Consider the following 21490-nt stretch of genomic DNA (forward strand, 5'->3'; position numbering starts at 1 on the left):
CACGTTCTCTCCGGTTGCGTTGGGATGTTCAGACCCGCTGACCTGCAGCGACGACCTTCTTCAGGAACGCCTTGGTGCGCTCCTCCTGGGGATTGACGAAGATTTCCGACGGCGGCCCGGACTCGACGATCTTGCCGCGGTCGAAGAACAGGATGCGGTCGGCGAAATCATGCGCGAAGCTCATCTCGTGGGTGACGAGCAGCATGGTCATGTCGGTCTCGCGCGCCAGGAGGTGCATGACGGCGAGCACTTCCTCGACGAGTTCGGGATCGAGCGCCGAGGTGACCTCGTCGAACAGCATGATCTTCGGCTGCAGAGCGAGCGCCCGGGCGATGGCCACCCGCTGCTTCTGGCCGCCGGAGAGCTGCGAGGGCATGGCCGTGGCCTTCTCCGCCATGCCGACCATGTCGAGCAGCTCCATCGCCCGCTTGTTCGCCGCGTCGGGTGTCACGCCCTGCGTCAGGATCGGCGCGAGGGTGACATTGTCGAGCACGCATTTGTGCGGAAACAGGTTGAAGTGCTGGAACACCATGCCGATCTTGGCGCGCATCCGGTGCAGGTGCTTTTCGTCCGCCGGCACCAGCGTCTCGCCGCGCGGCATGTGGAAGAGCTGCTCGCCGTCGACGAGGATGTGCCCGCCCGAGAGATCGTCGAGCGTCATCAGGATGCGCAGGATCGTGGTCTTGCCGGAACCGGACGGGCCGATCAGCGCCAGCTTCTCGCCGGCCCCGACCTCGAAGTTCAGATCGTCGAGGACCGTCAGGTCGCCGAAACGCTTGGTGACGTGTTCGAGCTGGATAAGGGGCTGTGCCACGTCGCCTCCCTCTGGGTGGGCCTCTGGTGACGCAACGATGTCGATCGGATCAAATCATGTCAATTGGCAAAATAATACCATGACAATATAGGCGGAAGTGCCGTGATTCTGACCGTCCTGCCTAGATGGCAAGCAGCAGGGGTTCGGGATTGGAATGGTAGAGATTGGCGATGACCGCCAGTCCCGTCTCCAGCTCTGTTTCGCTGGTCGAGCCGATCGAGAGGCGCACCGCCGGCTGGGATGCGGCGCCGGTCTGGAAGGAATGGCCGGGGGCGACGGCGACGCCGCGCAGCCGGGCCTGCGCCACGAACAGATCCTCGGCGGCGCGGCTGGCGAGCGGCAGCCAGACATGCAGGCCCTCGCGGTGGGCGCGGAAGGGCGTGCCCTGAAGGATCCGGGCGGCGATCGCCTGCCGCTTGCGCAGGGCCGCGCGCTGCCAGCGCACCAGGTCGGACGCGGTGCCGTCGACGACCCAGCGGGTAGCGAGCTCCGCGATCATCGGCGTCGCCACCCAGTTGGTGACGAGGTGGCGGTTGGTGACCGCCGAGAGGAGGCGGTCCGGCACGGCGAGATAGCCGGTGCGCAGCCCCGGCAGGACCGTCTTGGTGAAGCTCGTGACGTAGAGGGTGCGCTCCGGCGCGAAGGCGGCGATCGGCGGCGGGCGGTCCTCGATCAAGGCTCCGAGCGGGTCGTTTTCGATGATGGCGATATCGTGCCGCCGAGCGACCTCGACCAGCGCCTCGCGCCGCGCCGCGCTCATCAGCGTCGCCATCGGGTTGATCACCGAGGGCTGGACGAAGACGCCGCGCACCACCTCGTTGCGGCAGGCGGCATCGAGCGCGGCGGGCAGGATGCCTTCCTCGTCGATCTCCAGACCCGCCAGCTTGAGGCCGAGATAGGAAGCGAGCGGCACCAGCGTGTGGTGGCCGATGGCTTCTGTGGCGATGGTCGAGCCGGGGGTGGCGATGCTCATCAAGGCGATGGTCATGCCGGCGGTGGCGCCGTTGGTCAGGCAGATGTGGCTGGGCGCGACGGAAAGCCCGTTGCCCCGCAGCCAGTCGGCCGCGACCGCGCGGTGGCGGGGAAAGATCATGTTCGGCCGGAAGGACAGCACGGCGCTGGCCGGCAGGTCGACGGCCAGCGTGGCCAGCGCCGCCTTCATCCGGTCGATGTGCATGGCCTCGCAGACCGGTTTCAGGATCGACAGGTCGATGACCTCGCCGAGGCGCTCGGGAATGTAGGGGAGCGATCCGTCGGGCTCCTCCTTGCGCACGAAGGTGCCGCGGCCGGTCTCGCCCGACAGCATGCCGCGCCGGATGAGCTCGTCATAGGCGCGGCTCACCGTCTGCACGGAGAGGCCGAGACTGTCCGCCAGCACCCGGTGCGGCGGCAGGCGCACGCCGTTGGCCAGACGCCCGTCGACGATCGCCCGGCTGATCTGGTCGGCCAGCGACAGGTAGATGGGCCGCTTCAGCGCGGCCTGGTCGATAAACCACATTGTCATGATGGTACTTTTCCTGAAATCATGACAATGCACAAGTTCGATTTGGGTCGTTGGCCCCGGCCGAGGTGATAGGGCCGCCTTGGCCACGGCGCACCGACATGAAGAGGGGTGATCAGCATGCCGGCTACGAGCACCCAACGAGGCCTCCCATTCCCGTCCCCATGCGGGTTCGCGCGCCCCTCTCCCCCCGCACCTCGTCATCCCGGCCTTGAGCCGGGATCCATGCCGAGGCGCCAGTCGCGCCGCTCCGATTCAGGATGGCGACCGCCGATCGAGGGGGCATTTTTCAGCGATTTGGAATGGATCCCGGGTCAAGCCCGGGATGACGAAGCGGAGAGGGCGAGCGCTTTTGGACAGGTGAGCAGCGTCGCCCGACCTGTTTTTCCATTCGCTGCCCTATGCTGGTTCGCGCGCCCCTCTCCCCCCGCACCTCGTCATCCCGGGCTTGACCCGGGATCCATGCCGAGGCGCCTGTCGCGCCGCTTCGGTTCAGGATGGCGACCGCCGATCACAGAGATATTCTTCAGCGATTTGGCATGGATCCCGGCTCGAGGCCGGGATGACGAAGCTCCGAGGTCGGGGATTGCTGGAAAGGGAGAGCGCCGTGCCGGGATGGCGCGCGACCGCGGCTCCAGCCTGCCGGGCACGGGCTCGCCTGCCGCGCCGCACTTGGTCATAGCCTGCGCGGCGACGGGCATGGGACCGCCGCGATGACCCAGCGCCTCGACGCCATCGACCTGAAAATCCTCGCCGAGATCCAGCGCGAGGGCCGCGTCACCAAGCTGGCGCTGGCCGACCGCGTGGGGCTTTCGGCGACGCCGTGCTGGATGCGGCTGAAGCGGCTGGAGAAGGCCGGGATCGTCGTGGGCTATCGCGCCCGGATCGACTGGCGGCTGGTCGCGCCGATCACCACGGTGCTCGTCGAGGTGACGCTCGGCCAGCACCGGCAGGCGGATTTCGACCGGTTCGAACGCGTCGTGCGCGAGGCGCCGGAAGTGCTGGCCTGCTGGTCCACGGGCGGCGGCGTCGACTACGTCCTCAAGATCGTCGCGCGCGACGTCGACGCCTACCAGCGGCTGATCGACGCCTGGCTGTCGCGGGAGATCGGCATCGCCCGCTACTTCACCTACATCGTCACCCGCACCGTGAAGGAAGAGCCGGACGCGCCGGCGGCCCTGTTTGCGGACGTCTGAGGCGGTCAGACAGGCTGCCCGCCGGGCTCGCCCTTCCATCGGGATCGACGCAGGGCTGACGGAAACGAGGCGCGCATGCAGCCGGGTGATGCGGGAGCGGATGGCCGGCGCTCCCGAGAGAGACTCTCTCTTCCAGACCGGCATTCGAGACACATCCTCTCTCCTGGCCCCGCAGAACAGCCCATTCCTCGGCGCAGTGACCGCTAGTCTTCAGCCAGTCCGAACCGCTGGAGGCACACGATGAGCGCGCATTTCGCCAGGCCCGACATCCATCCCGCCCTTGCCCGCCTCGCCGACCGGCGGCTTCTGCGCGATTTCGCCTATGTCGGTGGCCGCTGGACGGCCGGGCAGGAGAGCTTTGCCGTCACCGATCCGGCCGATGGATCCACCGTCGGCTTCGTCGCCTCCCTCTCGGCCGAGGATACGGAGCGCGCGATCGACGCCGCGGCCGCCGCCTTCGCCGCGTGGAAGGCGCTGCTGCCGCAGGCGCGTGGCGCCATTCTCGCCCGCTGGAACGACCTCATCCTCGCGGCCAAGGAGGACCTGGCGCTCCTGATGGTGCTGGAGCAGGGCAAGCCGCTCGGCGAGGCCCGGGGCGAGATCGACTATGCCGCATCCTTCGTCGCCTTCTATGCCGAGGAGGCCAAGCGCGTGTCGGTCGAGAGCGTCGCCAGCCATCTGCCTAACGCCGCGATGAGCGTTTCGCGCGTGCCGCTTGGCGTCGTCGGCCTCGTCACGCCGTGGAATTTTCCGGCGGCGATGCTGACACGCAAGGCCGCCGCGGCGCTCGCCGCGGGCTGCACCGTGGTCGCCCATCCCTCGTCCGAGACGCCGCTCTCGGCGCTGGCGCTGGCGGAACTCGCCGAGCGCGCCGGCATGCCCGCGGGCGTCTTCAACGTCGTCACCGGCGATGCCGCGACGATCGTCGGCCGGCTCTGCGCGGACGCCCGCGTGCGCGCCCTCAGCTTCACCGGATCGACGGAGATCGGCCGGCTGATCGCGGCGCAGTGCGCGCCGACGGTCAAGCGCCTGATCCTCGAACTCGGCGGCCACGCGCCGCTGATCATTTTCGCCGATGCCGATCTCGACCGGGCCATCGACATCGCCGTCGACGCGAAATTCGCCACCTCCGGCCAGGACTGCCTCGCCGCCAACCGCATCTTTGTCGAGCGGCCGCTGCACGACCGCTTTGTCGCGGCTTTTGCGCGGAAGGTCGCGGCGTTGAACGTCGGTCCTGGCCTTACGGACGGCAGCGAGATCGGTCCGCTGATGCACGCGCGCGCCGTCGCCAAGGTCGACGCGCAGGTGCAGGACGCCGTGGCCAAGGGCGCCCGGCTCGTCATGGGGGGGCACCGCCACGCGGCCGGCCCGCTCTTCTACGCGCCGACCATTCTCGCCGAGGTGCCGGCCGAGGCGCTGATCATGCACGAGGAGACGTTCGGCCCGGTCGCGGCCGTCGTCGCCTTCGACAGCGAGGCCGAGGTGATCGCTCGGGCGAACGATACCGAATATGGCCTCGCCGCCTATCTCGTCACCCGCGACGGCGCCCGCATCGCCCGCATGAGCGCAGCGCTCGACTACGGCATGGTCGCGGTGAACCGGGTGAAGATCACCGGCGCGCCCGTGCCCTTCGGCGGCGTCAAGCAGTCCGGCCTTGGCCGCGAGGGCTCCCGCCACGGGCTCGAGGCGTTCACCGACCTCAAATATGTCTGCCTCGACCTCGGCTGACCGCCGCCTCGTCTCCGCCGGCGATCGCCGGCCGCATCCTCGACCGATCCCTCCGAAAGGATTTCCCATGCTCGACCAGACCAACGAACTCACCGCCTACGACCGCGACCATTTCATGCATCCCTCGACCCATGCTGGCACCCATGCCCGCGGCGAATCGCCGGTGCGGGTGATCGCCGGGGGCAAGGGCTGCACCATCGTCGACCGCGACGGGCGCGAGAGCCTCGACGCCTTCGCCGGGCTCTATTGCGTCAATGTCGGCTACGGCCGCACCGAGATCGCCGATGCCATCGCGGCGCAGGCGCACAAGCTCGCCTACTACCATTCCTATGCCGGCCACGGCTCCGAGCCTTCGATCCGCCTCGCCAAGATGATCATCGACCGGGCGCCGGCGAACATGAGCCGGGTCTATTTCGGCCTGTCCGGCTCGGACGCCAACGAGACCAACATCAAGCTGATCTGGTACTACAACAACGTGGTCGGCCGGCCGGAGAAGAAGAAGATCATCTCGCGCTGGCGCGGCTATCACGGCTCGGGGGTGATGACGGGATCGCTGACCGGCCTAAAACTCTTCCATAACGCCTTCGACCTGCCGCGGGCGCCGGTGCTGCATACCGAGGCGCCGTGTTTCTACCGCCGAGCCGACCGTTCGCAGACCGAGGAGCAGTTCTCCACCTTCTGCGCGGAAAAGCTGGAGGCGATGATCCTCGCCGAAGGTCCGGAGACCGTCGCCGCCTTCATCGGCGAGCCGATCCTCGGCACCGGCGGCATCGTCCCGCCACCGGCCGGCTACTGGGAGAAGATCCAGGCGGTGCTGACGAAATACGACGTCATGCTCGTCGCCGACGAGGTCGTTACGGGCTTCGGCCGCCTCGGCACCATGTTCGGCTCCGACCACTACGGCATGCAGCCCGATCTCATCACCATCGCCAAGGGCCTGACCTCGGCCTATCTGCCGCTGTCGGGCACGATCGTCTCGAACAAGGTCTGGGACGTGATCGTGCAGGGGGCGGACGAGATGGGCGCCATGGGCCATGGCTGGACCTATTCGGCCCATCCGCTCTGCGCAGCGGCAGGCGTCGCCAATCTCGAGCTCATCGACAGCCTCGGCCTGGTCGAGAACGCCGGCACGGTGGGCGCGCATTTCCGCGCCGGTCTCGCCGATGCGATGGCGGGGCTGAAGCATGTCGGCGAGGTCCGCGGCGATGGCCTGATCGCCGCCGTTGAATTCGTCGCCGACCGCGACGACCGCGTTTTCTTCGACCCGGCGCAGAAGGTCGGCCCGCAGATCGCCGCCGCGCTGCTGGAACGCGGCGTCATCGCCCGTGCCATGCCCGAGGGCGATATTCTCGGCTTCGCGCCGCCGCTCTGCCTGACGCGCGAAGAGGCCGATACGATCGTCGCGAAAACCCGGGACGCCGTGGTCGCGGTGTCGAAAACCCTCGCGGGCTGACCGACGCTCCCTGCCGGCCGATCGAATGGATCGGCCGGCATCCGGAAGAGGGGGGACAAGCCTTGCCTTCAGACCTGCCACCGATCGCTTTCTCCGCGACGCTCCCGCCCGAGCGACACCCCGGGTGGGAACACGACCGATCCTCTTGGCATAACCCGAAACAGGGAGCCTCGTAACGACCACCAGCCGCTTCGAACTGGTGCGCCATACCGCCAGGGACGGCAATTTGGGCCAGGAACGAGCGAGATGAGCCACTGACATTTAAATGGCTTGATCCTTGGAACCATTGCGCGGTAGCCGCCCGTCCGCGCGGCCGCCGTTCCGTGACCGTGCTCGCCCGCGATCAGCCCTTGCGGGCCTGGACGATGGCGGCTTCGAGGACGGCCGTTTCCATGACGCCGGGAAAGAGGACGGTGCCGACGATGTAGGCGGGCGTTCCCATCAGGCCGAAATTCTCGGCCTGGACGCCGTTGCGCTGGAGAATGCCGTCGATGCGCTTGCGGTCCGCCTCATAGGCGGTCTTCAGCTTTCGCGGATCGAAGCCGGCATTCGCCAGCGCCGTGTCGACGTCCTCGATCGTCAGCCGCGCCTTGGTCGCCATCAGCGCGGCCTGCGCCTTGGCGTGCCCCCGGCCGGCGGCGAGCGTCAGACGGGAGGCGTATTCCGAGGGCGCGCCGAAGATCGGCCAGTCCTTCATCACGTGCCGGATTTTTCCGTCCCTGGCGACGAGCCGGGCGATGCCGGGATGGGCGCTTTTGCAGTAGGGGCACTGGTAGTCGAAGAATTCTACGAGGGTGACGTCGCCCTTCGGATTGCCGAGCACCGGCACCTCCGGGTCGAAAAGGACGGCCTCCTTCGACATCGGATCGACGGCCGCCGATGCCATCGCCGGAGAGAGGGCGGCGGCCGACAGGGACAACAGTCCCAGCCGGATCACGTCGCGACGGTTGGCGGTCGGGAAGCTCATGCGGTGGCTCCTGGCTGCACCGGCGCGCCGAGGACGACGACGCGCGTTTTAGGGGGCACGCGGGTGTTGAGGTCGATCACGTCCTGGTTGAGCATGCGGATGCAGCCGGACGAGACGGCCTTGCCGATTGACCATTCCTGATTGGTGCCGTGGATGCGAAACAGCGTGTCCTGGCCGTTCTTGAAGAGGTAGAGGGCGCGGGCGCCAAGCGGGTTCTCGATCCCCCCGTCCATCCCCTGCCTCAAGGGGCCGTATTTCTCGGGCTCGCGGGCGATCATGTCGGGCGTCGGCGTCCAGCGCGGCCAGGCCGCCTTGCGCTGGATGATGCCCTCGCCGGTGAATTCGAGCCCGGCCTTGCCGACGCCGACGCCGTAGCGCATCGCCTTGCCGCCTTCCATCACGAGGTAGAGGAAACGCTCGTGCGGATCGACGACGACGGTGCCGACCGGCTCCGGGGTCGGAAAATCGACGACCTGGCGCACATTGCGCGGGTCCATCTTCACCGGGTCGACCGCCGGAATGGCCCAGCCATCGTCGAGGACCGCGCCGTACATGCGCGCGGCATTGGCATCGATGCGGGGCTCCGGCGCGAAGGCCACGGGGGCGGGGGCGCTGGTGGTCGTGCAGGCGGCGGCGGAAAGGCCGGCGATCACGACCGCGCCGGCGCGAAGGGTGGAGAGGGTGAAGGAATGCATGGGGGACTTTCGGTCTCGGGATGAAAAGAGGCATGCCGACGGCATGGAGGAAAGGCGCGTCACGGCGTGGCCCCGGCCTTGGCGAGCTTGGCGTCGAGCGTCTCGCGCGAGATTTCGCCGAAATGGATGTCCTGCAGCACGCCGTCGGCGTCGAGGAAGAGCGTCGCGGGATAGCCCTGGACCGAGTAATGGCGGGCGAGTGCAAAACCCTGGTCGAGGACGAGGGTCGGGATGACGAGCCCGGACCGCTGGAGATACTGGATGATCGCGCCCGGGCCTTCGCCCTGGTTGGCGAAGACGAAGGCGGTGTCGGGGCGCTCGGCGGCGGCCTTGACCAACATCGGCATTTCGCGCCGGCAGGGCGGACACCAGGTGGCCCAGAGATTGACGACGACCGGTCCGCCGCGAAAGGCCGACAGGGTGGTCGTCTCCCCGTCGAGGAGGGCAAGCGACGTTTCCGGCGCCGCGAGCGCTTCGGTCGTGGCGACGAGCTGCCAGGCCACCGTCCAGACGAAGGCCGTCGCCGCGAGCGCCCCGAGCGACCAGGTCCGCAGCCGCCAGGCCCTGAAGGCGTAGAGCGTGTAGGCGACCGCGGCGGCGAGCGCCGCCGGAAGCCAGAATCCGCCATCGCTGATCGCCAGGATGCGCAGCGGCTCCTCGATGAAGCCCGCGGGCTGGACGAGGACATGGCCGAGCCGCCCCGCGACGAGCCCGAGCGGCACGAGGGTCATCGCCCAGCTTCCCAAGCGCGCGTCGACGCGCCAGGCCAGGATGGCGCCGGCGACGAGCAGGAAGAGGATGGTGGCGAGCAAAGCGAGCCGATCGCCGGCAAAGGCGAGGGGGCCGATCACGAGGGTGGTCATCGCGTGCCCCCGTGACCGAGCCGTGCGGCGGCGAGAAAGGAATCGGCGGTGATGTCGCCGACGAGGCGCGAGCCGGGAACCTCCTTGGCCGCGGCATCGACGAACAGCATCGTCGGCGGGCCGACGACGCCGAGGTCGCGCATCATCGCCCGGCCGCCGGCCTGATCCTCGGTCAGGTCGACCTTCAGCCGCTGGAAGCCGCCGAGACGGGCCTGGACGCTGGAGTCGCCGAAGACCGCGCGCTCGATGACGTCGCAGGTCACGCACCAGTCGGCGGTGAAGTAGAGGAGCGTCGGGCGTCGGGCAGCGGCGATCGTCGAGGCGAGTTCGGCCGGATCCTGAACGGTCCGGAAGCCGATGTCGGCTGCCGCGACAGGCGCGCTCCCCGGCGACAGGAGTGCCAGGGGGCGGAGCGGATCGCCGGCACCGGCCGAGGCACCGACGGCCAGGATCGCGCCATAGAGGATCGCCAGAAGGCCGCTGGCCTTGGCGGCGCGGGGGAGCGGCCCCGACGCGGAAGTCAGGTGGTCGAAGGCGCCGAGGAAGACACCGGCGCCGATGAGCAGGGCCGACCAGAGGCCGAGGATCAGCGCCGGCGGCAGGATTCGCGACAGCATCCACACGGCGAGCCCGAGGAAGGCGAAGCCGAAGAGGCGGGTGACGACCGCCATCCAGCGGCCGGGTTTCGGCATCGCCCGGGCGCCGACGGTGCCGAAGACGATGAGCGGGATGCCCTGTCCAAGCCCCAGCGCGAAGAGCGCCGAAGCGCCGAGAACGACGCTGCCGGACTGGGCGATGTAGATAAGACCGCCGGCAAGCGGCGCGGTCACGCAGGGCCCGACGATCAGCGCCGAGGTGAAGCCGAGCGTCGCGCTGGAGGCGAGGCTGCCGCGCGCCCCGGCCGTCCGGCGCGTCATGGCGTTCGTAAAGGCCGCGGGCAGGCGCAGCTCGAAGGCCCCGAACATGGACAGAGCGAGGACGACGAAGACGGCCGAGACGATCAGGATGGCGGTGCGCGACTGCAGGGCCAGCTGCAGGTTCTGCCCGGACCAGGCGGCGAAGACGCCGAGAAGGCCGAAAGCGGCGGCCATGGCCAGCACATAGACGGCCGACAGGGCAAAGCCCCGTCCGGTCGACAGCCGCTCGCCGGTCCGGCTGAGCTGTCCGGCCAGGATCGGGTACATCGGGAAGACGCAAGGGGTGAAGGCGAGGCCGAGGCCGAGGGCAAAGAAGGTTGCGATCACCCACAACGCCCCGCCATCGGCCAGGAGCGTGGTGACCAGGCCGCCGGCCGCGGCATCGACGCGGATGCCCGAGGCCGGTTCGGCAGCCCCTTCCGCCCCGGCCGGGGCGGCGGGAAGGTTGCTTACCAAGGCCTGCGGCTGCGACGGGTCCTGGCGATCGGAAGCGCCGGGTGTGGTTGATGCCACCGACATCGGCGCCGATGGCGGCCTGGACCAAAGATCTTTCGGGCCTGCGGCACGCGACAGGAGACCGCGGGCGGGCGACGTCGACGCCAGATCGACGGTCGTCGTTACCGGCCGGTAGCAGATCCCGCCTTCCTGGCAGCCCTGGTACGACACCGCGATCTGACTCTCGCCGCCGGCCAGTGCCGGCAGCGGCGCCGTGACCGCGTGATGGAAGACCTGCATGGGCCCGAAGGTCGGATCGTCCTTGCGCTCGCCCTCGGGCAGATCGAGCGGCAGGGCGGCGCCGGTGGGCGTGGCCGCCGAGATCTTGTCGCGATAGAGATAATAGCCGTCGGCGATCGCGAAGGTCAGCTGCCGGCCGCCATCCTCGGCAGCGCTGACGCTGAGGGCGAAGGCACGCTCGACCGGCAGCGGTGCCGTCTGGGCCCGCGACGGTGCCGACAGCGTCAGGGCCGCCAGAAGGCCGGCCGCGGCCAGGGGCAGAAAACGTGCGAACGGCATGGCGCCCCTTCAAGGTACAGTCTCAGGGGTCGGATCGGCGTCCCAGCTTAAGGCAGGCTTAAGCTGCGTGGCCGAACGGACACGGGTGGCGCGGCGAGAGCGGAGGCGGACATGCGGATCCTGATCGTGGAAGACGACGACATTCTCGGCGATGGCCTGAAGGTCGGGCTGGAAATGCACGGCTTCACCGCCGATCTCGCCCGCACCTGCGGCGACGGCGAGGCGGCGCTGAGGGCGGGAGGCTTCGACGCCGTCGTCCTCGACGTCATGCTGCCCGACGGCTCGGGGCGCGATCTTCTGTCGCGCTATCGCGCGGGCGGCGGCGTCACGCCCGTCCTGCTCCTCACCGCCCTCGATTCCGTCGCCGACCGCGTCGGCGGTCTCGACGACGGCGCCGACGACCATCTCGGAAAACCCTTCGACCTCGACGAGGTCGCCGCCCGGCTGCGCGCGCTCCTGCGGCGGGCCGTCAACCGGTCCGCGGCGTGCCTCTCCTGGGACGGCATCACGCTCGATCCGGCCAGCCTTGCCGCCGCGCGCGGACCGGAGAAGATCCATCTGTCGCGCCGCGAATTCCGCGTCCTGCATGCGCTGATGGAACGGCCGCGGACGATCCTGTCGAAGGCCCAGATCGAGGAAAAGCTTTACGGCTTCCAGGAGGGCGTCGAGAGCAATGCGGTCGAGGTCCATGTCCACAATATCAGGGCCAAGCTTGGGGCCTCGTTCGTCGAGACGGTCCGTGGCGTCGGCTATCGTCTCAGGGATGCCGCGTCGTGACGCGGGCCGCGGGCTCGCTGAAGGGGCGGCTGTTCGCCATCCTCGTCCTGTCGACCGGCCTCGTCTGGGCCTCGGCCACGGTCTGGATCTTTCTCAGCACGCGCGCGGAGGTGGAGCATGTGCTCGACGCCCGGCTGATGGAGGCGGCGCGGATGGTCTCCTCGCTCGTCGACAGCCAGGAGATCGACGTCGCCGTGGCCTCGCTCGATCGCCCGGAGCTGCCGGCCCGGACGCACGATCCCTACGAGCGGCAGCTGTCCTGCCAGATCTGGTCGCTGACCGGGTCCCTGATCGGCAAGTCCGACGGCGCGCCGGACGTCCGGCTCTCGGAACAGGCCAACGGCTTTTCCGAACGCACCATCGACGGCGCGGTCTGGCGCGTCTACGCCATCCAGGACGCCACCCTCGGCATCCAGGTTCTGATCGGCGACAATCTGGCAGTCCGGGCCCGCCTCGTCCGCGACGTCGTCAAGGGCCTGCTCCTACCGATAATTCTGATCGTTCCGGCCTTGGGGGCATTGATCTGGTTCGGCGTGGGGCGCGGCATGCGCCCGCTCGACGATCTGGCAGCAGGCCTTGGCCGGCGCGACGCCCAGGATCTGGCGCCGCTGGCGGCCGATGGCGTTGCATCGGAGATCAAGCCGGTGGTGGCCGCTCTCAACGGCCTGTTCGGCAGGGTGCGGGAAACGCGCGAACGCGAGCGGCATTTCCTCGCTTATGCCGCGCACGAACTCCGCACGCCGCTCGCCGGACTGAGGACACAGGCCGAGATCGTCGCCCGCACCGACAGCGAAGAGGTGCGCAAGGCGGCTCTTGCCCGCATCGTCACGGCTGTCGACCGAACCTCGCGTCTCGTCCGCCAGCTCCTCGATACCGCCGAAGCCGAGTCTGAATCCTTTCGCGTTTCCGGAGACGGACCGCCGATCGATCTCAAGAAATTCCTGGTCGAAAACGCCGCTGACCTCGCCGCCAGCGCCAGAAGCCGCGGCGTCACCATCGTGTTTTCGGCGGCAGGAAAGGATGCCAGACTTTGCGTCAACGAAACGCTTCTGGCGCTGGCCTATCGCAATCTCCTGGAGAACGCCGTGAACCATTCCCCGCCGGGCGGCAGCGTGCGCGTCGGATGGTCCTCCGATCACCTGTTCGTCGACGACGAAGGGGAGGGAATGCCGGAAGAGGAGCAGGAGCGCGCCGCCGAACGCTTCTTCCGGGGAGCGAACAAGTCGGCTGTCGGTAGCGGGCTCGGGCTGACGATCGTGTCGATCTGTGCGGCGAGGCTGGGGGCGGCGCTCGCGATCGAAAATCTGGTACCCCGCGGCTTCAGGGCATCCCTCAAATTTCCCGGCCCGTGTCAGCCGTCCTGACCGCCGCTTCTGGACAAGACCGGTCGGCGCCCTCCGTCTTCCTCAAGCTTTGTCCGACGATCCCTCATTCGGCGTGGCCGACGCATGACGGAGCTGGGCCCGGCACAGCGGCGCGTTTTAGGAGCGGACGCGCGATGCGAACGAGGTGTCCAAGAAGGTCGAGGCCCTAAAGCCTCTGATGTCGATACTAGAGAGGGATACGCCGATCCTCGCGCCCCGCTTCGGCTCGAAGGCTCAGTCCCTCGTCACGAGGATGCGGCAGCGCGCTCCTTGTCGTCGAAGACGTACTATGCGCTCAAGATGTCCTGGACCGCCTCATCAACCCCCGATCGCAAACCACTCCCCAGCGATGAGCCGATCCTGGAAGCGGTTCTTGAACGTGAGGCCCGGGTGAGCCGCGTCAACACCTGCTCTGACGTTTCATGAGTCTGCGGAAAATCGGTAGAAGATAGACAGCTCTCGGAAGAGCTTTCCTCAAGCGTCGAATTCGAGTTCCTCTCGCGGCACCAGTCCGACACGGGCCAGTTCCGGATGGAAATCAATAGTCGAAAGGCATCTGGCCTCGCGCACCTGGCAAGATCGGCATCGCACTGGCCACGAGGCGGTAGAACTGGTGCTCACTTCACTTGGGGTTGTCACGACGCTACCGGCTTCGCCGGTCCTGACTGTCGCATTGTCCAGCGACCGTCCCTGGCTACGAACTGATCCTTGTCCCTTTCAGTGTGCTCCGCCTGGGCGAGCGCCCAGTTGCAAAAGGCGCCGAGCTGCCCGTCGCGAGGACGGTCGTCGGGTGTGGTCAGCCAGTAGCAGTTTCGGCTGGGATAGCCGAGGCGCATCGGATTGATCAGGTCGCCTCTGGCCAGTTCCTCCGAGATCAGGCTGCGCGGCACGAGGGCGAGCCCTTGTCCGCCGAGCGCCGCCCGGATCACCAGCGAGTAGTAGCCGAGCCGCAAGGTCGGTGGCAGCACCAGCCTCGCGCCATCTGGACCTTGCGCCTGCATGAAGTCGGCCCAGCTCAGCGGTGTCTGCGGATGCTCCAGCAGCGAATAGCGCAGGACGTCGGCCGTGCCATGGATTCCGCCACCTGAGGCGAGCGCCTGCGGCGAACCGACGAGAACGACGTCGCGTCCGAGAAAATAGTCGGCCCGCCAGCCTGGCCAGTGGCCGTCGCCGAAGCGGAAAACGACGTCGGCCTCGCTGAAGGTCTCGCTGGAGGCAAAGGTCATGAACTCCACGTCGATCTCGGGGTGCTCGGCCCGGAACGCGGAAAGCCGGGAGATGAACCAGCGGTCGCCGAGGATCGGCAGAACATGCATCCTAAGGCTGGCGGATGAGTTGCGCAGGCTCGAGACCCGTAGCGCCGCCGTTTCCATCGCGCCGAGCGCGATCCGCGATTGTTCGATGTAGATCATTCCCGCCGGCGTCGGCTCGAGCCCATGTGTGGTGCGCCGGAACAAGGGCATGCCCACAAGGATTTCCAGCCCCTTGAGCTGCTTGCTCACCGCGCTCTGCGTCAGGTGCAAGGCGACGGCCGCCGATGACACCGTGCCGTGCTGTGCCAAGGCCGCGACGACCCTCAGTGCCATGGTTGTGGGCAGTGCCGGCATCTGCCGCCTCGTACTATTCCAATTTGGAATAGATGCTTGAATTCAAATCATTTGTCCAATCAGCCGTTGCGATGACAAGTCTATAGGCAACTGGAGTGGATGCATATGAATACGTCAGATCGTCTTTGGGGTGCTCGTTTCCGCAGCGGACCTTCCGCCGCTCTTGCGGCCCTGTCACGCGCGCCGGAGGCCTATTTCCGCCTTGCACCGGAGGATCTGCGCGCCTCGGCAGCGCATGCCCGCGAGCTGGTGCGTGCTGGCATCCTCACCGCCGCGGAAGGTGAAACTGCCGAAGCGGCCTTGGCGCAGCTGAGCATCGACGTCACGTCCGGCAGCGTCGTCCCGTCGCCATCCGACGAGGACGTCCACACCTTCCTCGAGCGGGTGCTGAAAGATCGCCTCGGCGATCTCGGCGGCAAGATGCGCGCCGGCCGCTCGCGCAACGACCAGGCGGCCAACGACCTGAAAATGCATCTACGCGTCAAGGCCCGCAGCATCGCCGCCAGCATTGCCCTCCTTCAGGACGCGCTGATCGCCCAAGCGCTCGATCACCAGACGACGCTGGCGCCCGGCTTCACCCATCTCCAACCGGCGCAGCCAGTCACCTTCGCCCATCAACTGCTGGCGCACGCGCAGGGTTTTGCCCGCGACATCGACCGGCTCCAGGATTTCGATCGTCGCGCTGCCCGCTCGCCGCTCGGTGCTGCAGCGCTGGCCGGCTCGGCGATCTGCGTGCATCCCGAGCTCTCTGCGGTGGAACTGGGATACGACGCCCCGTGCGAGAACTCGATTGACGCCGTCGGCAGCCGTGACCACGTCGCCGAATTTTTGTTCGTCACCGCCATGCACGGCGCGAATCTCTCGCGCCTGGCGGAAGAGATCTTTCTCTGGTCATCGAAACAGTTCCGCTGGGTGGTGCTCGACGATGGCTACGCCACCGGCTCGTCGATCATGCCACAGAAGAAGAATGCCGATATTGCCGAGCTCACCCGGGGCCGCGCTTCGAGGCTGATCGCCGTTCAGAACGGCATGCTGGTGGCGCTGAAGGGCTTGCCCTTCGCCTACAACCGCGATCTGTCGGAAGACAAGTGGGCGGCCTTCGAAGCCATCGACACGCTGGCGCTGGTGCTGCCGGCGATGTCCGGCATGATCGCGACCATGGCGGTCGACCGCGACCGGCTGAAGGCGCAGTCGACCGAAGGCTTCACGCTGGCAACCGAGGTCGCCGACTGGCTCTCGCGCCAGGGCGTTCCGTTCAGCGAAGCGCATGAAGTGACCGGGGCGCTGGTGCGCTTTTGCGAGGAACGCGGCATCGAGCTTGCCGAGCTCTCACCGGAAGATCTTGCCTCCGTCGATCCCCGCCTGACCGCCGACGTCCTCCCCTGCCTGACGCCCGAGGCTGCGGTCGCGGCGCGCTCGGGCTATGGCGGCACCGCACCGGCCCGCGTCGCCGAGCAGATCGAGCGGCTCCAGAATCTGCTCGCCCGCCAGCGTGCCTGGGCGACAACATGATGCTTCCGCCAGGGGGCAGACGGACGGCAACCGATCGTCCCAACAGAGAGGCATGACCTTGAGCGCCACGACCGACCAGTATCAGCTCAGCCATCTCAAGTTGGTCCCACGCCGGCACTACGGCCGCATCGGCTCGGCCATCCTCGTCTGCCTCTTGATGGCGGCGTTGGTACGCGCCTTCGTCAATGGCGCGATCGAATGGGACTATGTCGGCACCTTCCTGTTCGCACCGGCCATCATGAATGGTCTCGTCAACACCATCCTGATGACCATCGCGGCCATGACGCTCGGCATTGTCCTCGGCGTCGTTTTCGCCATCATGCGCGTCTCGGACAATCCGGTGCTGTCGAGCATATCGATCGGCTATGTCTGGATCTTTCGCGGCGCGCCGGCACTGCTGCAGCTTCTGCTCTGGTTCAATCTGGCGCTGATCTTCCCGACGCTCGGCATTCCCGGACTGTTCGAATACCGCACCGTCGACATCATGACGCCCTTCGTCGCCACCATGCTGGCGCTTGGCATCCAGCAGGGAGCCTACACATCGGAAGTGGTGCGCAGCGGCCTTCTCTCGGTCGACACCGGCCAGTACGAGGCGGCCAGGGCGATCGGCATGACGCAGATGAAGATGCTGCGCCGCATCGTCCTGCCGCAGGCGATGCGCGTCATGGTGCCCCCGATCGGCAACGAGGTGATCGGCATGGTCAAGCTCACCTCGCTCGCCAGCGTCATCCAGTATTCCGAAATACTGCACAACGCCCAGATCATCTACTATGCCAACACCCGCGTGCTTGAGCTCCTGCTCGTCGCAAGCTTCTGGTACCTGTTCGTCGTCTCCGTCCTGTCGGTCGGCCAGATCTACATCGAGCGCTATTTCGGCCGCGGCGCCAAGTCGATCAAGTCGACGGCGTGAGGGAGACAGATATGTCCGACATTCTCGTGAAGGCAATCGACGTCAGCAAGCATTTTGGGCCTTTCAAGGCGCTCGACGAGGTCAGTCTCGACGTGCGCCGGGGTGAGGTCTGCTGTATCATCGGGCCATCGGGCTCGGGCAAGAGCACCTTCCTGCGCTGCATCAACCTGCTCGAACGGATCGACAGCGGCAGCATATGGATCGAGGGCGAACTCCTCGGTTATCGCCGCGACGGCAACAGCCTGCACGAGATCAGCGACCGCGAGATCGCCCGCCAGCGCCGCCGCACCGGCATGGTGTTCCAGCGCTTCAACCTGTTCCCTCACATGACGGCGCTGCAAAACATCATCGAAGGTCCGGTCCAGGTTCTCGGCGAGCCGGTCAAGGAAGCGCGCGAGCGTGGCCGCGATCTGCTTGCCCGCGTCGGCCTAAGCGACAAGATGGAGAGCTACCCGTCCGAACTCTCCGGCGGTCAGCAGCAGCGCGTGGCGATCGCCCGCGCCATGGGCATGCGGCCGGACATCATCCTCTTCGACGAGCCGACCTCGGCGCTCGATCCCGAACTCGTCTCCGAAGTCCTCGACGTGATGAAGGATCTGGCCGAAACCGGCATGACGATGATCGTCGTCACTCACGAACTCGGTTTTGCGCGCAACGTCGCCGACACCGTCGCCTTCATGGAGACGGGGCGGATCGAGGAAGTCGGCCCGGCCGCCAAGGTTCTGACCCAGCCGGACAGCCTCCGCGCCTCAGAGTTCATCAAGGCCGTGCAGAAGTAGTTCCCACCGCAACCCCAGGAGACTCCATGATCACCAAGCTCGCACTCCTCGCGACGGGCTGTGCCCTCGCCCTCACCGCCCAAGCGCAGGCGCAGGAACTGCCGGCCCGCGTCAAAGACGCCGGGAAGGTGACGATCGCCAACCAGCCGAACTATCCGCCGATGGAATACAAGGACCCGGCGACCAACGAGCTGAAAGGTCTCGATATCGACCTCGCTATGGCGCTGGCCAAGCAGCTCGGCGTCACCGTGGCGTGGGCCGATATCGGCTTCGAGCAGATGGTCTCCTCGCTCGCCACCGGCCGTGTTGACCTCATCCACAGCGGCATGAGCGACCTGCCCAAGCGCCGCGACAACCTCGACTTCGTCGACTACATGAAGTCGGGCGCGCAGTTCTACACGACGGAAGCCAACAAGGACCTCTACAAGAGCCCGATCGACTTCTGCGGCAAGACCGTCGGCATGAGCCGCCGCACCTCCTTCCCGGATGAAGCCGCCAAATGGAGCGCCAAGAATTGCGAGGGTGCCGGCAAGCCGGCCCTCGTCGTCGTCGGCACCGAAGGCTCGGCCGACGCGCGCACCCAGCTGAAGCAGGGCCGCCTCGACGGTGCCGTCCAAGGTTCCGAGACACTGCCCTATCTCGTCGCCCTTGAGACAGGCAGCTACCAGGTCGTTGGCGAGCCCTTCACCGCCGTCTTCCAGGGCATGGGCTTTGCCAAGAAGGATACCGAGCTGCGCGATGCCTATGCCGGCGCCCTGAAGGCGCTGATGGCATCGGGCGAGTACAAGACGATCTTCGCCAAATACGGGCTCGAAGGCGCCATGCTGGACGGCATCATGATCAACGGCGAAGCGGTCAAGTAGGCTTTCTCGTCGCCAAGACAGGATCGCGGGGCGCTCCGGCCCGCGATCCCCTCCGCAATTTTGCAACGGTGCCGCATGTCCCCCGTCAAAGACGCCGCTTCGGCACCGTCCGATGCCAATCCGGCGACTCCCCTGGAGAGCCTTGCGACCTTCTGTGCTGAGCTTCGTTTTGCCGACCTGCCGCAAGCCCTCGTCGCCAAGACCAAGGTGCATATCCTCGACACCTTCGGTGCGGCCTTGGCCGGCACGCGGTCGCGGGAGTTTGCCGTGGCAATGGGGGCGGTCTCGACCAGCGCCGACAATGGCACGCGGATCTGGGGCACCGCTCGGTACGCCGATCCGCGCGACGCCGCGCTTGTCAACGGCGTCGCCGCCCATGCTTTCGAACTGGACGATACCGGTGGATGCGACCATTCGGGCGCCGTCGTCCTGCCAGCGGTCATGGCCGCGCTCGCCTCGGTGACGGTGCCGACCGATGGCCGCCGGCTGATCAGTGCCGTCGTCGTCGGCTACGAGGTCGGCCGCCGTGTGCTGGAGGCGGCTGGCGGATACGACGGCCACAATGGTGCCGGCTGGCACTCGACCGGAACCTGCGGCACGATCGGCGCGGCCGCCGCCGTCGCCCATCTCTGGCGCCTGTCGCCGGCCGCGACGCGTGATGCGATGTCGCTCGCGACAAGCTTTTCCTCCGGCCTCTGGGCCTTCATCCACGACGGCTCGCAAGCCAAGAAGATCCATGCCGGCCGAGCTGCTGAGGGCGGGCTCCTGGCCGCCCGTCTCGCCCGCGGCGGACTCAGTGGTCCGAGCCAGGTCTTCGACGACGTCTGGGGTGGATTCTTCCGCAGTTTCGGTCAGATCCCCGGTGATCTCGCCTGCTTCACCGAGGGCCTCGGCACCGTCTGGAAGCTGAACCGCGTCTCGCTGAAGCCCTATGCTTCCTGCCGGGGAACGCATTCGGCCGTCGACGCTCTCAGCGACATTCTCCTGGATTCCGGCCGGTCCGCCGCCGACATAGCCCGGATCAATGTCCGGCTCAGCGCGATGCTGTTGGGAATGTGCGGGACAAAGGAGGCCGGCACGCTGGCAGGTACGCAGATGAGCCTCGGCTATGCCTTGGCTGCGCGCTGCGTTTTCGGGGATGTCGGTCTCGCCAGCTATGCCGCGAACCGCCGCCACGATCCGCGCACCGCCGCCGTATTCGAGATGATCAGTTTCGAGGTCGACCCCGCGATGCTGCCGATGGACGAGCCGGTGCTGACCGTCGACTTTGCCGACGGCGCCCGGGCTTCGCTCATGGTCCCGAGGCCGACCGGCTCGCCCGAGCGGCCGATGTCGGCAGCAGCCATCACCGCGAAATTCCGTGGCCTGGCCGAAATGGCGATGCCGCCGGAAGGCCTCGCCGCGCTGCAGGCGGCCGTGGCGGACCTGGAAAACATGTCGGACTGCCGAAGCCTCGAAGACGTTCTGGGCGGTGGCACGGCCAGCCGCGAAGCATTTATCTGAGCCAGCCTCGATCGAAGGACCTCGCATGACCCCCGACTTTCCCCCCGTGCCCTTCAACCGCGCTGCCCCCGCTCCGGATTTTCCCTGGCCGAACGGCGCCAAGAGCGCGCTGTTCATCGGCTTCGACGTGGATGCCGAAACCGCCTGGATCGGCAATACCCCGGCCAATGCCGACCGGCTCGTCACTGTTTCGCATGGCGGCTATGACGGGCGCGTCGGCATCGCCCGCATTCTCATGCTGCTCGACGAACTGGCGCTGCCGGCGACCTTCTTCATCCCCGGCTGGACGGCGCTGGCCCATCTTGCCGCCTGCGAGCCGATCCTTGCCGCCGGCCACGAGATCGGCCATCACGGCTATCTGCACCGGCGCCCCGACCGCGGCGACATCGATGCGGCGCGCGAGGAGATCGATCGGGGTTTTGAGGCGTTGGGCCAAGCGCTCGGCGTAAGGCCGATCGGCTACCGCGCGCCCTCCGGCGAGAATTTTCCCGAACTGATGAGTCATCTCGCGGCATCGGGCATCCGCTATTCCAGCTCCTTCCGGGACGACATCCGCCCCTACCGGCACATCCTGGCAGACGGCGGCCCGGGACCGGTGGAGATCCCGGTCAATTTCGCCTTCGACGACTGGAATTTCGGCATGTCGAGCCGGGTCGACCCGCGGCCGCTGTTTGGCCGCGATGCCATCCTCCCGCTTTGGATCGACGAGTTCGAGGCGACGCATGCCTGGGGCGGCGTGACGACGATGGTCCTGCATCCGCAGGTCTCGGGCAGACCGATGCGCTGGCACCTGCTGCGCGATTTTCTGCGATACGTTCAGGCTAAAGGCGATGTCTGGATTGCGAGCGGCGCCGAGATTACGCAGCACTTCGAACGCATGGAGCGCATGGCCGAATAGGACGGTAACGGGCTCGCCCTGTTTTCGACGCGTCGGCATGAACAGGCGCACGCGGCTCCGTTGCAACACAGCGAGGATAGTCGAAGTGACGAGACCTGTGCGCGAGCGAGACGACCTGTCGCTGATCTA

Annotated in this window: 18 protein-coding genes; 11 read left to right on the top strand and 7 right to left on the bottom strand. The window is 67.3% G+C overall.

Translation table 11 applies throughout. The features are described from left to right. Positions 1–28: 28 nt before the first annotated feature. Both ehuA and ehuR read right to left on the bottom strand, forming a co-directional pair. Positions 29–814 (bottom strand): ectoine/hydroxyectoine ABC transporter ATP-binding protein EhuA, encoded by a 786-nt coding sequence (gene ehuA, locus IEX88_RS10225; protein WP_188850507.1) that lies wholly within the window; start codon positions 812–814, stop codon positions 29–31. A gap of 121 nt (positions 815–935) precedes the next feature. Further along, the gene (gene ehuR, locus IEX88_RS10230; protein WP_188850508.1) at positions 936–2318 is read right to left on the bottom strand and encodes a MocR-like ectoine utilization transcription factor EhuR; all 1383 of its coding nucleotides are present in this window, start codon (positions 2316–2318) and stop codon (positions 936–938) included. 710 nt (positions 2319–3028) lie between these two features. Here ehuR and IEX88_RS10235 point away from each other — a divergent pair. From IEX88_RS10235 to IEX88_RS10245, 3 genes are all read left to right on the top strand, one after another. After that, a complete protein-coding gene (locus IEX88_RS10235) occupies positions 3029–3511 on the top strand; it encodes an Lrp/AsnC family transcriptional regulator (RefSeq protein WP_188850509.1) in 483 nt (160 codons plus the stop codon). Positions 3512–3751: 240 nt separating this feature from the next. After that, positions 3752–5239 carry an NAD-dependent succinate-semialdehyde dehydrogenase gene (locus IEX88_RS10240; RefSeq protein ID WP_188850510.1) on the top strand — a complete coding sequence of 496 codons (1488 nt, stop codon included), beginning with the start codon at positions 3752–3754 and terminating at the stop codon, positions 5237–5239. A gap of 67 nt (positions 5240–5306) precedes the next feature. After that, positions 5307–6692, top strand: coding sequence for an aspartate aminotransferase family protein (locus tag IEX88_RS10245; RefSeq protein ID WP_244640028.1), 1386 nt, complete (start codon positions 5307–5309; stop codon positions 6690–6692). 343 nt (positions 6693–7035) lie between these two features. Here IEX88_RS10245 and IEX88_RS10250 read toward each other — a convergent pair whose 3' ends face one another. From IEX88_RS10250 to dsbD, 4 genes are read right to left on the bottom strand one after another with little or no spacing between them, the layout of a single operon-like run. Further along, positions 7036–7659 carry a DsbA family protein gene (locus IEX88_RS10250; protein WP_188850512.1) on the bottom strand — a complete coding sequence of 208 codons (624 nt, stop codon included), beginning with the start codon at positions 7657–7659 and terminating at the stop codon, positions 7036–7038. Next, on the bottom strand, positions 7656–8354 hold the full coding sequence (locus tag IEX88_RS10255; RefSeq protein ID WP_188850513.1) for a L,D-transpeptidase: 699 nt from the start codon (positions 8352–8354) through the stop codon (positions 7656–7658). The genes IEX88_RS10250 and IEX88_RS10255 overlap by 4 nt, the downstream gene beginning before the upstream one ends. A gap of 59 nt (positions 8355–8413) precedes the next feature. After that, entirely contained in the window at positions 8414–9217 is an 804-nt protein-coding gene (locus IEX88_RS10260; RefSeq protein WP_188850514.1) for a TlpA disulfide reductase family protein, read from the bottom strand. Continuing rightward, positions 9214–11148, bottom strand: a complete 1935-nt coding sequence (dsbD, locus tag IEX88_RS10265) for a protein-disulfide reductase DsbD (protein ID WP_188850515.1) — start codon at positions 11146–11148, stop codon at positions 9214–9216. The genes IEX88_RS10260 and dsbD overlap by 4 nt, the downstream gene beginning before the upstream one ends. Before the next feature lie 111 nt (positions 11149–11259). On the opposite strand from dsbD, the gene IEX88_RS10270 reads away from it, so the two are divergent. Together IEX88_RS10270 and IEX88_RS10275 are read left to right on the top strand one after the other, a co-directional pair. Next, on the top strand, positions 11260–11925 hold the full coding sequence (locus IEX88_RS10270) for a response regulator transcription factor (RefSeq protein ID WP_188850516.1): 666 nt from the start codon (positions 11260–11262) through the stop codon (positions 11923–11925). Next, positions 11922–13289, top strand: coding sequence for an ATP-binding protein (locus IEX88_RS10275; protein ID WP_188850517.1), 1368 nt, complete (start codon positions 11922–11924; stop codon positions 13287–13289). Before IEX88_RS10270 ends, IEX88_RS10275 begins: the two co-directional genes overlap by 4 nt. A 635-nt stretch (positions 13290–13924) precedes the next feature. Here IEX88_RS10275 and IEX88_RS10280 read toward each other — a convergent pair. After that, the gene (locus IEX88_RS10280) at positions 13925–14896 is read right to left on the bottom strand and encodes a LysR substrate-binding domain-containing protein (RefSeq protein WP_188850518.1); all 972 of its coding nucleotides are present in this window, start codon (positions 14894–14896) and stop codon (positions 13925–13927) included. Positions 14897–15001: 105 nt separating this feature from the next. Here IEX88_RS10280 and argH point away from each other — a divergent pair, with 105 nt between their 5' ends. The 6 genes from argH (at position 15002) to IEX88_RS10310 (ending at position 21361) form a co-directional block, all read left to right on the top strand. Next, positions 15002–16408 carry an argininosuccinate lyase gene (argH, locus tag IEX88_RS10285; RefSeq protein ID WP_188850519.1) on the top strand — a complete coding sequence of 469 codons (1407 nt, stop codon included), beginning with the start codon at positions 15002–15004 and terminating at the stop codon, positions 16406–16408. A gap of 52 nt (positions 16409–16460) precedes the next feature. Next, entirely contained in the window at positions 16461–17318 is an 858-nt protein-coding gene (locus IEX88_RS10290) for an amino acid ABC transporter permease (protein WP_188850520.1), read from the top strand. A gap of 11 nt (positions 17319–17329) precedes the next feature. After that, positions 17330–18097, top strand: a complete 768-nt coding sequence (locus IEX88_RS10295; RefSeq protein ID WP_188850521.1) for an amino acid ABC transporter ATP-binding protein — start codon at positions 17330–17332, stop codon at positions 18095–18097. Positions 18098–18123: 26 nt separating this feature from the next. Beyond that, positions 18124–18960 carry an ABC transporter substrate-binding protein gene (locus IEX88_RS10300; protein ID WP_188850522.1) on the top strand — a complete coding sequence of 279 codons (837 nt, stop codon included), beginning with the start codon at positions 18124–18126 and terminating at the stop codon, positions 18958–18960. Between the two features lie 75 nt (positions 18961–19035). Continuing rightward, complete coding sequence (locus IEX88_RS10305; protein ID WP_188850523.1) at positions 19036–20463, top strand: MmgE/PrpD family protein; 1428 nt, start codon at positions 19036–19038, stop codon at positions 20461–20463. Positions 20464–20488: 25 nt separating this feature from the next. Then, positions 20489–21361: a polysaccharide deacetylase family protein gene (locus tag IEX88_RS10310; protein ID WP_188850524.1), complete on the top strand. Its 873-nt coding sequence runs from the start codon at positions 20489–20491 to the stop codon at positions 21359–21361. Positions 21362–21490: the final 129 nt, after the last annotated feature.

Origin of the sequence: Aureimonas glaciei (assembly GCF_014643375.1) — a bacterium.
Lineage (GTDB): Bacteria > Pseudomonadota > Alphaproteobacteria > Rhizobiales > Rhizobiaceae > Plantimonas > Plantimonas glaciei.

What these genes read in the sequence shown, in the direction of transcription:
- IEX88_RS10260 (WP_188850514.1), bottom strand. Translation starts at nt 9,217, where the DNA reads ATGACCACCCTCGTGATCGGCCCCCTCGCCTTTGCCGGCGATCGGCTC.
- IEX88_RS10245 (WP_244640028.1), top strand. Translation starts at nt 5,307, where the DNA reads ATGCTCGACCAGACCAACGAACTCACCGCCTACGACCGCGACCATTTC.
- IEX88_RS10280 (WP_188850518.1), bottom strand. Translation starts at nt 14,896, where the DNA reads ATGCCGGCACTGCCCACAACCATGGCACTGAGGGTCGTCGCGGCCTTG.
- IEX88_RS10295 (WP_188850521.1), top strand. Translation starts at nt 17,330, where the DNA reads ATGTCCGACATTCTCGTGAAGGCAATCGACGTCAGCAAGCATTTTGGG.
- IEX88_RS10290 (WP_188850520.1), top strand. Translation starts at nt 16,461, where the DNA reads ATGACCTTGAGCGCCACGACCGACCAGTATCAGCTCAGCCATCTCAAG.
- IEX88_RS10310 (WP_188850524.1), top strand. Translation starts at nt 20,489, where the DNA reads ATGACCCCCGACTTTCCCCCCGTGCCCTTCAACCGCGCTGCCCCCGCT.
- dsbD (WP_188850515.1), bottom strand. Translation starts at nt 11,148, where the DNA reads ATGCCGTTCGCACGTTTTCTGCCCCTGGCCGCGGCCGGCCTTCTGGCG.
- ehuR (WP_188850508.1), bottom strand. Translation starts at nt 2,318, where the DNA reads ATGACAATGTGGTTTATCGACCAGGCCGCGCTGAAGCGGCCCATCTAC.
- IEX88_RS10250 (WP_188850512.1), bottom strand. Translation starts at nt 7,659, where the DNA reads ATGAGCTTCCCGACCGCCAACCGTCGCGACGTGATCCGGCTGGGACTG.
- IEX88_RS10305 (WP_188850523.1), top strand. Translation starts at nt 19,036, where the DNA reads ATGTCCCCCGTCAAAGACGCCGCTTCGGCACCGTCCGATGCCAATCCG.
- argH (WP_188850519.1), top strand. Translation starts at nt 15,002, where the DNA reads ATGAATACGTCAGATCGTCTTTGGGGTGCTCGTTTCCGCAGCGGACCT.
- IEX88_RS10235 (WP_188850509.1), top strand. Translation starts at nt 3,029, where the DNA reads ATGACCCAGCGCCTCGACGCCATCGACCTGAAAATCCTCGCCGAGATC.
- IEX88_RS10300 (WP_188850522.1), top strand. Translation starts at nt 18,124, where the DNA reads ATGATCACCAAGCTCGCACTCCTCGCGACGGGCTGTGCCCTCGCCCTC.
- IEX88_RS10270 (WP_188850516.1), top strand. Translation starts at nt 11,260, where the DNA reads ATGCGGATCCTGATCGTGGAAGACGACGACATTCTCGGCGATGGCCTG.
- IEX88_RS10240 (WP_188850510.1), top strand. Translation starts at nt 3,752, where the DNA reads ATGAGCGCGCATTTCGCCAGGCCCGACATCCATCCCGCCCTTGCCCGC.
- IEX88_RS10255 (WP_188850513.1), bottom strand. Translation starts at nt 8,354, where the DNA reads ATGCATTCCTTCACCCTCTCCACCCTTCGCGCCGGCGCGGTCGTGATC.